13 protein-coding genes are annotated in these 13,373 nt (G+C 58.9%); 5 read left to right on the forward strand and 8 right to left on the reverse strand.

The genetic code is table 11. The features are described 5' to 3' along the window. Positions 1 to 9: 9 nt before the first annotated feature. The 6 genes from AC1RTQ_RS02980 to AC1RTQ_RS03005 form a co-directional block, all read right to left on the reverse strand. The gene (locus tag AC1RTQ_RS02980; RefSeq protein WP_492874179.1) at positions 10 to 1,464 is read right to left on the reverse strand and encodes a 4-hydroxyphenylacetate 3-hydroxylase family protein; all 1,455 of its coding nucleotides are present in this window, start codon (positions 1,462 to 1,464) and stop codon (positions 10 to 12) included. A 142-nt stretch (positions 1,465 to 1,606) separates the two neighbouring features. Next, positions 1,607 to 2,335, reverse strand: a complete 729-nt coding sequence (locus AC1RTQ_RS02985) for an ABC transporter ATP-binding protein (RefSeq protein WP_492874181.1) — start codon at positions 2,333 to 2,335, stop codon at positions 1,607 to 1,609. Next, the gene (locus tag AC1RTQ_RS02990; protein WP_492874183.1) at positions 2,328 to 3,083 is read right to left on the reverse strand and encodes an ABC transporter ATP-binding protein; all 756 of its coding nucleotides are present in this window, start codon (positions 3,081 to 3,083) and stop codon (positions 2,328 to 2,330) included. Before AC1RTQ_RS02990 ends, AC1RTQ_RS02985 begins: the two co-directional genes overlap by 8 nt. Beyond that, positions 3,080 to 4,084 carry a branched-chain amino acid ABC transporter permease gene (locus AC1RTQ_RS02995; protein WP_492874185.1) on the reverse strand — a complete coding sequence of 335 codons (1,005 nt, stop codon included), beginning with the start codon at positions 4,082 to 4,084 and terminating at the stop codon, positions 3,080 to 3,082. Before AC1RTQ_RS02995 ends, AC1RTQ_RS02990 begins: the two co-directional genes overlap by 4 nt. Beyond that, a complete protein-coding gene (locus AC1RTQ_RS03000) occupies positions 4,081 to 4,950 on the reverse strand; it encodes a branched-chain amino acid ABC transporter permease (protein WP_492874187.1) in 870 nt (289 codons plus the stop codon). The genes AC1RTQ_RS02995 and AC1RTQ_RS03000 overlap by 4 nt, the downstream gene beginning before the upstream one ends. A 39-nt stretch (positions 4,951 to 4,989) precedes the next feature. Beyond that, positions 4,990 to 6,192: an ABC transporter substrate-binding protein gene (locus AC1RTQ_RS03005; protein ID WP_492874189.1), complete on the reverse strand. Its 1,203-nt coding sequence runs from the start codon at positions 6,190 to 6,192 to the stop codon at positions 4,990 to 4,992. A 320-nt stretch (positions 6,193 to 6,512) separates the two neighbouring features. Here AC1RTQ_RS03005 and AC1RTQ_RS03010 point away from each other — a divergent pair, with 320 nt between their 5' ends. Beyond that, the gene (locus AC1RTQ_RS03010; protein ID WP_492874191.1) at positions 6,513 to 6,911 is read left to right on the forward strand and encodes a transposase; all 399 of its coding nucleotides are present in this window, start codon (positions 6,513 to 6,515) and stop codon (positions 6,909 to 6,911) included. A gap of 411 nt (positions 6,912 to 7,322) precedes the next feature. Here the strand turns inward: AC1RTQ_RS03010 and AC1RTQ_RS03015 are convergent, their stop codons facing one another. Then, complete coding sequence (locus tag AC1RTQ_RS03015; protein ID WP_492874193.1) at positions 7,323 to 9,302, reverse strand: lytic transglycosylase domain-containing protein; 1,980 nt, start codon at positions 9,300 to 9,302, stop codon at positions 7,323 to 7,325. Positions 9,303 to 9,317: 15 nt separating this feature from the next. On the opposite strand from AC1RTQ_RS03015, the gene AC1RTQ_RS03020 reads away from it, so the two are divergent. Both AC1RTQ_RS03020 and AC1RTQ_RS03025 read left to right on the forward strand, forming a co-directional pair. After that, entirely contained in the window at positions 9,318 to 9,890 is a 573-nt protein-coding gene (locus AC1RTQ_RS03020; protein ID WP_054073811.1) for a 5-formyltetrahydrofolate cyclo-ligase, read from the forward strand. A gap of 27 nt (positions 9,891 to 9,917) precedes the next feature. Continuing rightward, complete coding sequence (locus AC1RTQ_RS03025; protein ID WP_302088935.1) at positions 9,918 to 10,178, forward strand: hypothetical protein; 261 nt, start codon at positions 9,918 to 9,920, stop codon at positions 10,176 to 10,178. Positions 10,179 to 10,295: 117 nt separating this feature from the next. On the opposite strand, the gene queC is transcribed toward AC1RTQ_RS03025, so the two are convergent. Continuing rightward, a complete protein-coding gene (queC, locus tag AC1RTQ_RS03030) occupies positions 10,296 to 11,060 on the reverse strand; it encodes a 7-cyano-7-deazaguanine synthase QueC (RefSeq protein WP_492874195.1) in 765 nt (254 codons plus the stop codon). 115 nt (positions 11,061 to 11,175) lie between these two features. Between queC and AC1RTQ_RS03035 the strand changes: the two genes are divergently transcribed. Both AC1RTQ_RS03035 and AC1RTQ_RS03040 read left to right on the forward strand, forming a co-directional pair. Further along, positions 11,176 to 11,856: a glutathione S-transferase family protein gene (locus AC1RTQ_RS03035; protein WP_409816873.1), complete on the forward strand. Its 681-nt coding sequence runs from the start codon at positions 11,176 to 11,178 to the stop codon at positions 11,854 to 11,856. 59 nt (positions 11,857 to 11,915) lie between these two features. Further along, positions 11,916 to 13,178, forward strand: a complete 1,263-nt coding sequence (locus tag AC1RTQ_RS03040; protein ID WP_492874196.1) for a multifunctional CCA addition/repair protein — start codon at positions 11,916 to 11,918, stop codon at positions 13,176 to 13,178. The last annotated feature ends 195 nt before the right edge of the window (positions 13,179 to 13,373 follow it).

A 13,373-nucleotide genomic window follows, 5' to 3' on the forward strand; every position in this document is an offset into this window, starting at 1 on the left:
CAAATCTATTTACAGATATTCCGCAGGAGCGCCATAGCTGGACATCAAATGCTCTGCCACGCCCTCCAAGGATTTCCAGTCTGCGTGCATATAGTTGTAATTGCGCACGACAAACGAAGCACCCGCATAGAACTTCTCGTACTGTTGATGGCGACCGGCAAACTCCGAGCCAGTCAAATCCCAGGCCAGCTTGTAGAGCTTCATACGTTCGACAGCTTCGGTTTGGGGCGTTGTCCAGTACTTTTCAAACTGAGAACGCATATGAGCGTCACCCATGACCGAGATGTCTGCGGGCATCTGGAACACACTGCCGCCGCATAGTTCACGCAGTTGATCGATGATGATTGAATGATTTTCGGTGCACCAGTTCAGCGCCGCATACTGGAAACGGCGGTTGAAGCACAAGAAGCCTTCTGTGGGCCATTTCTCGGCACTTTGGATCTGGCCATGGATTGCAGCGTCAAGCATGCCTTCCCAAGCCGCTAGCTTGCCCAGTGTTTCTCGCACCGCCGGAACCTGGTCGGCTCCCGAAGCCTTGGTGATCTTGCTCGCCAGACCCACGATGAGCTGCAGCTTTGAATGGAAGCGCACATTGGACTGGTGGTTGCCATAGGTGTGGCTCGGAGTCTTCACATAGATCTGGCTTGCCAGCGCGGCATCGTTGTGTACGAAAACCTTTTCCCATGGCACTTTGACTTCGTTGCAAAGCAGCATGCAATCTGATTCATCGTAGCGATAGGCCAACGGATTCTCGAACTCTGCCTTCACATCACGAGACAGCGGCTTGCGCGACCACAGCTCCAAGCCTGGTGCGTTGCAAGGTATGGTGCAGGTGATCGATTGCTCGGCTTGGTCAGGTGCCAGTGGCGTAATGTTGCCGACCCAGATCTCGTTGGTATATGCCGCACCTGTTGCCAGCATTTTCTGGCCGGAGATCACCAGACCATCATCCTCCTCGCGAACCACACGCAAGGTCGGCACCGGAATATTGAGCTTCTTGTAGGGCTCAGGATTGCGGCCTGCTTGCGGAGGGATGATGGCATACGTCGAATAGATGTCATTCTTTCGCATGTGCTCGTAATGAGCCATCAAGTTGTCGGCGTATTTACCAAAAACTTCAGGCGCCAGGCTCATGCCAGTCACGAAGCTGGCAACGTGGTCTGGCGAACGTCCGAACATTCCATAGGTCTGATCGGCGATGGCACGGTGCACGCCGCTGCGGAATTCCAGGTCTGCCTTGCTACGGGCACGCAGAAAGTAGCCGCTGTAACGCTCACCGTTTTCCTCATATGTCATGAAATCACGGTTCTCAGGCGCCGCCTTCATGTCATAAATGGCTGCAATCGATTGCGCACCATTGCGGAACGCAGGGTGTGTCGTCACATCCATCACACGCTCGCCACCAACGAAAACCACGCGACCATCGCGCAGTGACTCAAGATGTTCAGCACCAGTCTTCAACATGTCCATATCTCCATTGGTTTGTTCTTGCGTTTTGACCGATTCATGTAGCCCTGCTTTCTAAAACTCATGAATCGTTCGCATCAATCTTTGAGTCAATTATATTACCAATTTAGCTAAGCTGGTAAGATATATGGTCGTGTTTTTAATGCTCGGAAACCCCTACAAGGGCCTCCAACCGAGCCTGGTCGGGGACTTCGCGACCGTCCGCGTTGTCATATACCGCCACTCCACGATCAAGAACGATGACCCTGTTAGTGAATTCCAGTGCCAAGGAGACGTGCTGCTCAACGAGCAAGATCGCCAGATCACCCTCAGCACGCAGCCGATGCAGAGCCTGAACGAGACCATCGATGATTACGGGCGCAAGCCCTTCCATGGGTTCATCAAGCAGAAGAACAGACGGGTTCCCCATGAGTGCCCGACCGATGCTGAGCATTTGCTGCTCCCCTCCGGAAAGCTGGTTGCCCCCGTTGTTGATACGCTCCCCTAAGCGAGGCATCAAGTCGACAACTCGATCCAGATTCCAGGGCTTCGCACCAGGTACCGCTGCCGGCTTGGCCGCTACGAGCAGGTTCTCACGTACTGACAGCGATGGAAATATTTCCCGCTCCTGCGGCACAAAGCCGATGCCAAGTTTGGCGCGCTCGTACACAGGCAGCGTCTCGATGTTGGTTCCCGCCAAAACGATGGACCCACTCTTGTGTGAAGCTCGGCCGACAACGCTTGAAAGCAAGGTACTTTTTCCAACGCCGTTGCGCCCAAGCAGCGCCAAAACCTGTCCAGCACCAAGACAGAGAGAAACGTCTGATAGAACCTGGGTATCACCCCAACCGGAGCAGAGCCGGGCACAAGTCAAAATCGAATCACGCATGGTGCGCCCTCCCCAGATAGACCTCTCGAACCTGTGGGTCCGCAGCAATTTCCGCCGGCGTTCCGTCTGTCAGAAGCCGTCCTCGCACCAAAACGCTGATTTGCTGTGCAAAGCGAAAAACGAGCTTCATGTCGTGCTCAATGATCAGCACGGCAATATCACCTGGCAGACTCGCAATGGTGTCCATCACCAAATGAGAATCTGCGGGCGGAACCCCTGCTGCAGGCTCGTCTAGTAACAGCACTTTAGGCTGCAACGCGAGCGCGATGGCAATCTCTACTAAGCGCTGCCGCCCGTAAGCAAGGGATGAGATCCGATGGCCCGCGTGCGAGGCCATTCCAAGCGTCTGGAGGATTTCCATGGCCACTTCCGCAGCCTCGCGCTGCTCGCGAGCACCACCAAACATGCGAGAGCCAAACCCACGCCGCTCAAGTACCGCCAACTGCACGTTCTCCAGGACGCTCGATTCCCTCAACAACGTGTTGAGCTGGAAAGTTCGCACGATGCCACTGCGCACGCGATGGTGCATTGGCACCTTACTTATGTCCTCTCCAGCGAGCAAAACGCTACCGCTCGTTGGAGCTATCTGTCCAGTGAGCAAGTTCAGAAATGTAGTTTTGCCAGCACCATTCGGACCAATCAGAGCTCGCCGCTCGCCCGCACTCATTGAGAAAGTGACGTTATCGGTAGCTACAAAGGCTCCATACTTCCTGACCAAATTTTTGGTTTGAATAATTGGTTGCTTCATTTGGCCACCTCCAAGCGCTCGACCTCAGAGCGCTTCAATTTATGGCAAATCAAGTCAGCTATACCAAGCAAGCCACCCCGATTGAATAGCACTGTCAAAACCAGCAACAGACCAATCCAAAACAGCCAAAACGCTGGTTGATCTTTCGACAAAGTGTCTTGAGCAACCATGTACACGAAGGCGCCAATAAACCCGCCGTAGAGTCGACCAACTCCGCCCAGCACCAAGATCACGATCACGATCCCGGACAGCTCTAAGCCGAACACAGACAGAGAAACAAATTGATTGGTTTGGGCAGAGAGTCCGCCGGCAAGACCGGCAAGAGCACTGCTGATTGCAAATGCCACTAGCTGACGCGTCCACACAGAAACCCCCAGAGCACTCATCCGCGCTGGATTCTGGCGAATTCCGACAAGTGACCTGCCGAACGGCGCGTTCACCAGTTGACGAACAAAAAGCCAAGCGAAAAATAGAACTACAAGGGCATAGACATAGGCGGTCTTTCCGAACATGTCGAAGTCGAACTTGCCAAAAATGGCCGCCACATTCATCCCTTGGAGTCCATCGGCACCACCCGTAATGTTTACAGCGTGGTTGGCCAGCTCCAGTAGCAGCAGTGATACAGCCATCCCCAACATAAGCAGTGCTAGTCCTTTGGTGCGCAGAATCACCGCACCTGCAATAGCGCCCAGTAAGCCAGCGACAAGACCAGAAATTGCTAATGCCGACATCGGCTCACCCCAGCCATACTTCGCAAGCAGACCTGCCGTATAGGCTCCTGCACCGAAATAGGCAGCATGACCCAGGGTCACAATGCCCCCGTACCCCAGCAAGAGGTCAAACGAAAGGGCAAAGAGCGCCATGATCAGAATCTGCGAACCAAGCTGCAGATACTGCGGAAAGACAAAGTAGGCCGCAATGGCCAACAGCCAGGGCAGTGCCTCGATCGGCCGAAAGCGGCGGATCGACAGAAGATCGTTGATTGCAGGATGGGAGCTCATACGCGTCCAAATAAGCCGTTCGGGCGGATCAGAAGAAGAATGAAAAGCGCGACATAGATGAAGATGCCTCCGAACTCAGGCGCAAGAATCTTGCAAGCCGAGTCACCAACACCCAAAAGCAGTGCGGCAAAAAACGGCCCCTTCACAGAACCCAAACCGCCAACTGCAACAACCATGAGGAAGTACACCAAGTGCTTTAGTGCGTACTCTGGCTCGATCGCCATCACCTCTGCGCCGAGTGAGCCACCGAGAGCTGCCAGTACGCTGCCCAGCGCAAAAACGATTGCAAACATCCTCTTGCTGTTCATCCCTGTGGCTTCGGCCATCGCACGGTTGTCCACTGCGGCCCGGATGCGCGCCCCCATCAAGGTTCTTTCAATAGCTACCCACAGCGCACCAAAAACACATAGACCAGCACAGATCAAGAACAGCCGATACACAGGGAACGAGTAACCACCCAACGTGAGCTGCCCATCTAGCAAATCCGGCAGAACAACACGGACGGGCTGAGCACCAAACTCGACATGAGCCACTGCGGTAGCCATGAAAATCAGGCCCATGCTAAGAACCACCTGATCCAGTTCAGTGCCTCGATATACGCGGGAGTACAGGGCTCGCTCAAGGATCAAGCTGATCAAGCCAACGCAGACACAGGCCAATGGCACAGACAAACCGAAAGGCAGTCCCAGTTGGTCCATGAAGGTCACGAGAAAATAGCCACCAGCCATTGCAAAAGCGCCATGGGCCAGGTTTGCGACACCCAGCAGGCCCATGGTCACAGACAAGCCCACAGAGGTCATGTACAGGACCATGGCGTAAGCGGCACCACTAAAGGCGATGCCAACAAGTATGTTGAGAACGTCCACGCTCTGCTTCCTAAAAGTAAACCGATTCGAGGAACGTGATCACTTTTCAGGGTTGACCAATTTCCAAGGATCCTTGACGTCCTTAACTACATCGAACGCGACGTTCTCGTACTTGTCTCCAACCTTCTGAATCTTTGCGAGACTGACCTCGTGGACGATGTCTCGTGTAACTGGGTCAATCGCAATGGGGCCCGCAGGCGTGTTTGAAGATTTCCAATTCTTCAAGACACCCATAGCTTGATCAGAGGTGAAATTCGCGCCATGCTTTTTGATGATCCCGAATACCGCCTCCATGCTGTTCCAAGCAGCGACCGCAGGTAGATCTGGGTATGCGTTTTGACCATAGGCCTTTTGATATGCGGCCAGAAACGCTTTGGCATTTGGACGCGAATCGGTCGCGATGTACACAGCGCTGTTAATCATCCCCACCGATGCTGGCCCTGTCTGGGGCAACTGCTGATCCGAGACATTCTGTGCAGTACTGAGCAACTGGACACCTGCAGCCTGTAGACCTGAGTCACGGAACGCTTTCATCGTTGCAATACTCGGTGCACCACTTAGCGTAAAAACAAATAGCGACTTTGGCGATGCCGCTTTGATACGCGCCATAGCAGGTAGATAGTCAGTCGTCCCCATCGGGGTCCTGTCTGAGCCCACGATGGTGCCGCCGTTGTCTTCAAAGCCGCGCTTGAAGCCTGATTCCATGTCATGGCCCGCTGCGTAGTCGGCTACCAATGTGTAGGCGCTCTTGATGTCGTGTTTGGCAGCCCAAGCACCCATCGTGTAGGCCATCTGCCAGTTTGCATAAGAGAAGCGCACAAAATATGGGGAGGAGCGCGTCAAGGCTCCAGTAGTCGCGTTCATGATCAACGTCGGCACCTTGGCCTCTGTCGAAACCGGCGCAATAGTCAATGCCTGAGGACTCAAAGTCACGCCAGTCAGGAGTTGGACCTTGTCGCGCACGACCAGCTCCTGTGCCAGACGCTTTGTGCGATCCGGATTGCTACCATCATCACGCTTAATTAGTTCGACTCTCGTGCCTGAAGGCAGGTCTTTACTATGCAGCGCTAAGTACAAGTCTGCGCCACGGACCATGCTTTCGCCAATATCTGCGCCGGGGCCCGACACACCAACAACCATCCCCACTTTGACAGTCTGGGCGGTTGCGCTTGAGGCGCTGACCGACAGCGCACACAGCACCCCTGCACCGAACGAAATCTTGAATCGCGACCATGTTGACATCGTTGTCTCCTATTTGAAAGCGGCTTGCACCAGCACCCAATTTACTTGCTAAATTCGCAAACATAGAAAGCTTATTTAAAAAGCTATTTAAACGCTAGCGGGTAATCGTGAACCAAGGGAAAGTCACTAGAGAGCACCTGATCAACCCGTGTCGTCAATCACCGAACCAGCCCGAGAGGCCGATCAACTCGCAGGGCGCTTTAATCGGAAACCGAGCCAATGGGACTTGCGCGTGCGCCAAAGAAATGCCGATTCAGTCGTCGATCTAAGCGCCTGACCACCGGAAAGTCACAAGATCAAGGATGCTCTTGCATAAATCGATGAGCAACTGGCCAAAGGCTCTCGGCCTGATTCGCTCCGCTGGCGCACGACCCGCTGCAAGCTGTACAACGACACTCGTTGTCAATCTGGCTGGAAGAACGCCATCCTGTCTTGCCGCTGTCAGCCGCAAACATGGGCGTCACCCTCGGTTCTCAGATGTAGCCATCCTGTTTTTCTTGACGCTCAAAAAACTGTTTGGCTTGGCACTTCGACAAACCACGAGCCCTGTGCAGCCGGTGATGCAACGGTGTGGACTCACAGTCCATCGCCAGACTTCAGCATGCGTTGCAGACCGCAGTTCAAGCTCAATATTCAAGTCCCATACCCATGTTGTCAGACCTGGCTACCTGGCTATAGCTGCTGAAGGAATTAACCGGCATGAGGTTTCTGAGCGCTAATGCAAAACTATGGCGCTGAGCGCCGACGACAGTAACGCAAACTGCACATTGAAAACGCTGCTTGAACATTGCAGATTCAATGCGTTTTGTGTGGTGTCTAACAATATGCGTGATGCATCCGTGCTGACCCGCTTGCTACAACAGCTGTCGGAGGATGAAACGCCAGAGAGCCCTGACAGGTGATGAAGCCTTTGGCAAAAAACCAGCTCATGCAGGGGAACAGCTCTCTTGAATCAGTTGGATGCGCTTGGCCATGCTCAGACGGAAGGCCTCGTATAGATGTGGGGTACAAGCTGGATTGATGCAACAACGCCAGCCCTTGCCGAATTCAACAAAAAAGCGCTCTGACCCTCTCGGGCAGAGCGCTTTTTACTATCGTCAAATGAGCAATCAGCTCATCTAGACACCCGCTTATGGCAAGTCCTTCATGGTCTCGGGATCATTGGCCGGGCGCGGGCCTATGGTGCCCAGACGGCTTTTGAGCGACTGTGGCTGGCCGGTGATCAGTGCCGCATAGTTGGTGGTGTTGGAGAGCACCTTCTTCACATAGTCGCGGGTCTCGCTGAAGGGCACGTTCTCGGCCCAGATGGCGGCGTCCAGCGTGGGGCCGTTGCGCCAGCTGCGCGGGCGGCCCGGGCCGGCGTTGTAACCCGCGGCCGCCAGCGCCATCGAGCCCTCGAAGTCGTCCAGCGCCAGCTTGAGATAGGAGGTGCCGATGGTGATATTGGTGTCGCGGTCGTTGATCATGTCGGGCGTGAAGCCCGCCATGCCGATCTTCCTGGCCGTCCAGCGCGCCGTGGCCGGCATCACCTGCATCAGCCCCGAAGCGCCCACGCCCGAGCGGGCATCCATGATGAAGCGGCTCTCCTGACGGATCAGGCCATAGACATAGGCCGGATCCAGCCCGATATTGCGCGACTTGGCCAGCACCGTGTCGTGATAGGGCATGGGAAAGCGCTGCGTCCAGTCGGCAAAGGTCTTGGTGCGCTCGCTGGTGTTGATGCAGCGATCCCAGACCTGGCGCTCGCAGGCCAGATCGGCTGCCGCATACAGCTCGCGGTCTTCCATGCCGCCGGGCTGATGCAGATTGGTGGAGTAGTTCCACTCGCGCACGCCTTCGCTGCGCAGCCCCATGCCGATGGCATAAAGGCTGCGGCTCAGGCCTGGGTTGCTGCGCGCCGCCGCCTTTTCCTGCGCCGTCAACGGCGCGGGCGCGGGCGGCACGGTGATGCGCTGACCGATTTCCTCCAGCGCCAGCTGTTCATAGAAGCTGTGGCTGCCGGCCGTGTCCTCCAGCAGTTGGCGGGCTTCGGCCTTTTCCTCGGCATTGGGGCGGCCCGCCAGCATGGCCTTGGCTTTCCAGTAAGCCCAGGCCGGGTCGGTGCGTTCCGGGCCCATGGCGTCGATGGCACGGCGCACGGCCTTCCAGTCGCCGGCGCGCAACGCGGCACGGGCCTTCCAGCCCAGCAGGTCGTCGCTCAGGTCTTCGTTGCGGCGCACCTTGCCGAAATAGCTATTGGCATCGGGCGAGAGCTTGAAGGCGGCCTGCTTGCCGGCCACGGCCCAGGCCCAGTTGCGCTCCTCGCCGTTGAGTTGGGCGCCCCAGCCGCCGTCGATCTGCGTGGCTGCCGCATCGGGGTCGCTGGCCGCCATGCGGATCAGCGCCAGCAGGGCCAGCTCCTTGCGCTCGCGACCGCGCGCCTTGCTCTGGCCTGACAGGTATTTGGCGGGCGAGGCAAACACCTGCGCCACCTGGTCGACCGCTTCGGGGGCGACGATGGCCACCGCATCACGGGCCGCCTTCTGGCGATTGGCTTCGGTGGCCACACGGGCACGGCGCCAGACATCGGCGTCGGTGATCAGCTTGTTCGCATACAGCTGGCCGGCGGCCGTGGTGCAGCCGTCATCGGCATCCTTTTGCGCCAGCCACAGATCGCGTACCTGCTGGCCCACATTGGGCGCACCCCGGCCTTGCAAGGCGTCGGCCAGCAGGGCGTAACAGGTGACGGACTTGTCGTCGCGCATGCGGAACTTGAGATAGACCTGGCTGAAGGTGTTCCAGTCGCGCTGCTTGCCCAGCAGCAGCAGCCAGTCGTTGCGCAAGCGGTCTTCCTGGTAGGTGCCGGCATAGCGGTTCAGAAAACCCTGGATTTCATCGGGCGATGCGCTCTCCAGCCGGTTCTTGAGTTCCCAGTAAGCGGCCCAAGGTTCGAGGGGGTGACCGGCCGCCTGGGGCAGGAGCTGGGTCAGCGCCGCCTGATTGCGGCTGCGGAATGCTTTTTGCATGTCCAGCAACACGGCATCGCCCGGGTTTTGTGCCTGCGCAAACGGAGCAGCTACAGTCAGCAGGGAAGCCGCACAAAGCGGTGTCAAAATCTTCAGCCAGTGCATGGAGGAAATTATCCGATGGACAAAGCAGCGTTACGCCGCAAGTTGATTGAACTGCGCCTCAACCTTCCAGATCGCCTGCAACGCGCCGATGCGCTGCAGCAGGTGATGCGCTTTTGGCTGATGGAGCGGCCCGATACCGTGATTGGTGCCTACTGGCCCATCAAGGGAGAGTTCGACCCGCTGCCAGCCCTGCATCGCTGGAAGGAAGATGGCGAGCTACAGGGTACTCCACAAAGGCGCAGGATCGGGCTGCCGGTGATAGACAAACAGCGCAAGACGCTGAGTTTTCACGCCTGGTACCCCGGTTGCCCGATGGAGGAGGACGCCTATGGCATTCCCAAGCCCAAGGATACCGAACTGCTGGTGCCCACGCTGCTGTTTGTCCCCTGCGTAGGCTATGCGGCCGGCGGCTACCGCCTGGGCTATGGCGGCGGCTTCTATGACCGCACGCTGGCCGAGCTGAGCCCGCGCCCGTTTACCGTGGGCCTGGGCTACACCAATGGCTATGTCGATGACTTCCAGCCCGAGGCCCATGACCTGCCGCTGGACGCCATCCTCAACGACAACGGCGTGGTCTGGCCCGTCTAACCTTTGAATCGCTTTGATCGCTTTGCCATGAATCGTCCCCGCAAGAACATTCCCCAGCGCCGCTACCGCCCGCGCCCCCCGCTGACCGTGATGCAGCTGCCGCTGACTGCGGCAGAGCTGCAGCGGCTGCAAGCCCATATGCGCCGCCATGGCGCGCTCGCCCTGACACCGCGCCAGCACGATGCCATCTGGGACTTTCTGTTCGAGCGCCCGGAAAGCCAGACCTGGCTCAGCCAGATGACGGCGCAGATTCAGGCCGGGCAGATCGCCACACGCCCCGGCGCCTGAATCGGGCCCATCGAAAAAATGCTCCTTATTAAGGAGCATTTACCGCCTTCAATCAAAGGACTTTAGCGCTTTATCAGCCTGAAGTCCTTTTTTATCAAGCGCAAGCAGCTATCAATTTCAAGTTGCGGCCTGACTGGCGCGCCAGTTGTGCCAGCCCGATGCACGCAGCTCGCAGGCCGGGCAGCTGCCGCAGCCATAGCCCCATTCGTGCAGCGCATCGCGCGTGCCCTGGTAGCAGGTATGGGTCTCGGTGCGGATCAGCTCCACCAGATCGCTGCCGCCCAGATCCTGGGCCAGCTGCCAGGTCTGGGCCTTGTCCAGCCACATCAGCGGCGTATCGATGCGCAGCCGGCGCTCCAGGCCCAGGTTCAGCGCCAGCTGCTGGGCCTTCATGGTGTCGTCGCGGCAATCGGGGTAGCCCGAATAATCGGTCTCGCAGACGCCAGTGACGATCACCGTCAGGCCGCGCCGATAGGCCAGCGCGCCGGCCAGCGTCAGAAACAGCAGGTTGCGGCCCGGCACAAAGGTGTTGGGCAGGCCGTCGGCCTGCATGGCAAAAGCCACATCCTCGGTCAGGGACGAGCCGCCAATCTGCTTGAGCACATCGAGTGACAGCACATGGTCCTCGCCCAGACGCGGCGCCCACTGGGGAAAGCGCTCAGACAGCTGCTCGCGCACGCCTGCGCGCACCTGCATCTCCACGCTGTGGCGCTGGCCGTAGTCAAAGCCCAGCGTCTCCACGCGCTCGAACATGGCCAGGGCCTGAGCCAGGCAGGTGGTCGAGTCCTGGCCGCCCGAGAACAGCACCAGCGCGCCCTTGTGGTGACCAGCCCCTGCCACATGCGCGGCCTGGTTTGCAGAAGAAGTCGAAGTATTTGCCATAGTGCTGCGATTACATCATCCGCCGCGCCGCCCCGGCATGACTGGGGAATCAAAACACACAGACCGCCCGCCCCAAGCTTGATAAGCTGCACGGCAAACCACACAGGAGTCCGCCATGAAGCTCTATATCGGCAACAAGAATTACTCGTCCTGGTCCATGCGGCCCTGGGTGCTGATGCGCCAAAGCGGCATCAGCTTCGAAGAGCTCACACTGCGCTTTGACAGCTTTGCGCCCAACTCCAGCTTCAAGCTGCAGGCGCTGGCACTCGCCCCCACCGGCAAGGTGCCACTGCTGGTCGATGGGGGACTGATCATCTGGGACAGCCTGGCCATCTGCGAATACCTGGCCGAGCGCTTTCCCGACAAGCACCTATGGCCGCAGACCGTAGCCCAGCGTGCCCGTGCCCGCAGTCTGGTGGCACAGATGCACAGCGGCTTCGGTGCGCTGCGCAGCCTCTGCCCCATGAATATCGAAGCCCAGTTGCAGGAGACCGGTGCCCGGCTATGGGCCGAGCATGCCGATCTGCGCAGCGATGTCCAGCAGCTCGAAGAACTCTGGACCCCGCTGCTGAGCACCGCCAGCGGCCCCATGCTGTTTGACCAGTTCAGCATTGCCGATGCCTTTTTTGCGCCGGTGTGCATGCGTATCAACGGCTACGGCCTGCCGACCTCGGCACCGGTACGCGCCTATATACAGCGCATCACCCAGCTGCCCGCCACCCAGGAATGGATTCAGGCCGCCTTGGCCGAGCAGGACTTTCTGCAGTTCGAAGAGCCCTATCGCCAGCAGCGCTGAGTCCGCCATCCCGCGATTGCGGTATCTGCAGGCCGGCTCGCAGCCACTACCATTGCAGCATGAGTGAATTCAAGGTTTTCAAGGTAGGCGGCGCCGTGCGCGATGCGTTGCTGGGCCTGCCCGTCAACGACACGGACTGGGTGGTGGTCGGAGCCACACCGGAGCAGATGAGCGCGCGCGGCTTCGTGCCCGTGGGGCGCGACTTTCCGGTGTTCCTGCACCCCCAGACCCATGAGGAATATGCGCTGGCTCGCACCGAGCGCAAGAACGGCATGGGCTATCGCGGCTTTGTGGTTCACACCGCTGCCGATGTGACGCTGGAAGAAGACCTGGCTCGGCGCGATCTCACCATCAACTCCATCGCTGCTCCTGCCGACTGGACAGGCAACGGCGGCCTCGAAGACCTGGTGGATCCCTATCGCGGCCAGCAGGATCTGAAGGATCGCGTCCTGCGCCATGTGACCGCTGCCTTTCGCGAAGACCCGGTACGCATTCTGCGCCTGGCCCGCTTTGCGGCGCGCTTCACCGATTTCTCCGTCGCCCCCGAAACCATGGAACTCATGCGCGAGATGGTGGCGGCCGGCGAGGTCGATGCCTTGGTGCCCGAGCGCGTGTGGCAGGAAATCAGCCGTGGCCTGACGGAGGCCCAGCCCTCTCGCATGTTCGACATCCTTCGCGAATGCGGAGCTCTGGCCCGGCTGCTGCCCGAGCTCGACAAGCTCTGGGGCGTGCCCCAGCGCGCCGAATACCACCCCGAGATCGATTGCGGCGTGCATGCCATGATGGTGCTGGACATGTCGGCCCGCTTGCAGGCACCGCTGTCCGTGCGCTTTGCCTGCCTGTGCCATGACTTCGGCAAAGGCACCACGCCGGCCGATGTGCTGCCCCGCCATATCGGCCACGAACAGCGCAGCGCCCGCCTGCTGCTTCAGGTCTGCGAGCGCTGGCGCGTGCCCAACGACTGCAAGGAGCTGGCCGAGGTCGTGGCGCGCGAGCATGGCAACATCCATCGCAGCCACGAGCTCAATGCCGCCGCCCTGCTGCGCCTGCTGGAGCGCTGCGATGCCATACGCAAGCCCCAGCGCTTCGAGGAAGCCTTGCTGGCCTGCGAATGCGACGCACGCGGGCGTCTGGGCTTTGAAGAGGCGGCCTACCCCCAGCGCCAGCGCCTGGGCAATGCCCTGAAGGCGGCCCTGGCCGTGGAAACCGCCCCCGTGGCCCAGGCCGCAGCGCAGCGCGGCCTCAAGGGCAAGGCCATTGGCGATGCCGTGAGCAAGGCGCGCGAGCAGGCGATTGCCGCCTATCTGGAAGGCTGCGCCTAGCAGTGCGCGCGCCGAGGTGCTAGCGACAGGGATGGGCACGGCTTGAGTTAAGTCAAAGAAGGTATGCTGCAGCCATTGCACAGTACGAGATGGCTGCGGCGGTTCGCTCCGCCCGAGCCATGCAGCGGGTCACGAAACCTGCTGCAACACCCATGCCATACCGGCATGGTTCTTTGACGGGCAAGTGTCCGGCCC

This window comes from Comamonas sp. GW821-FHT11H03, from assembly GCF_058807955.1.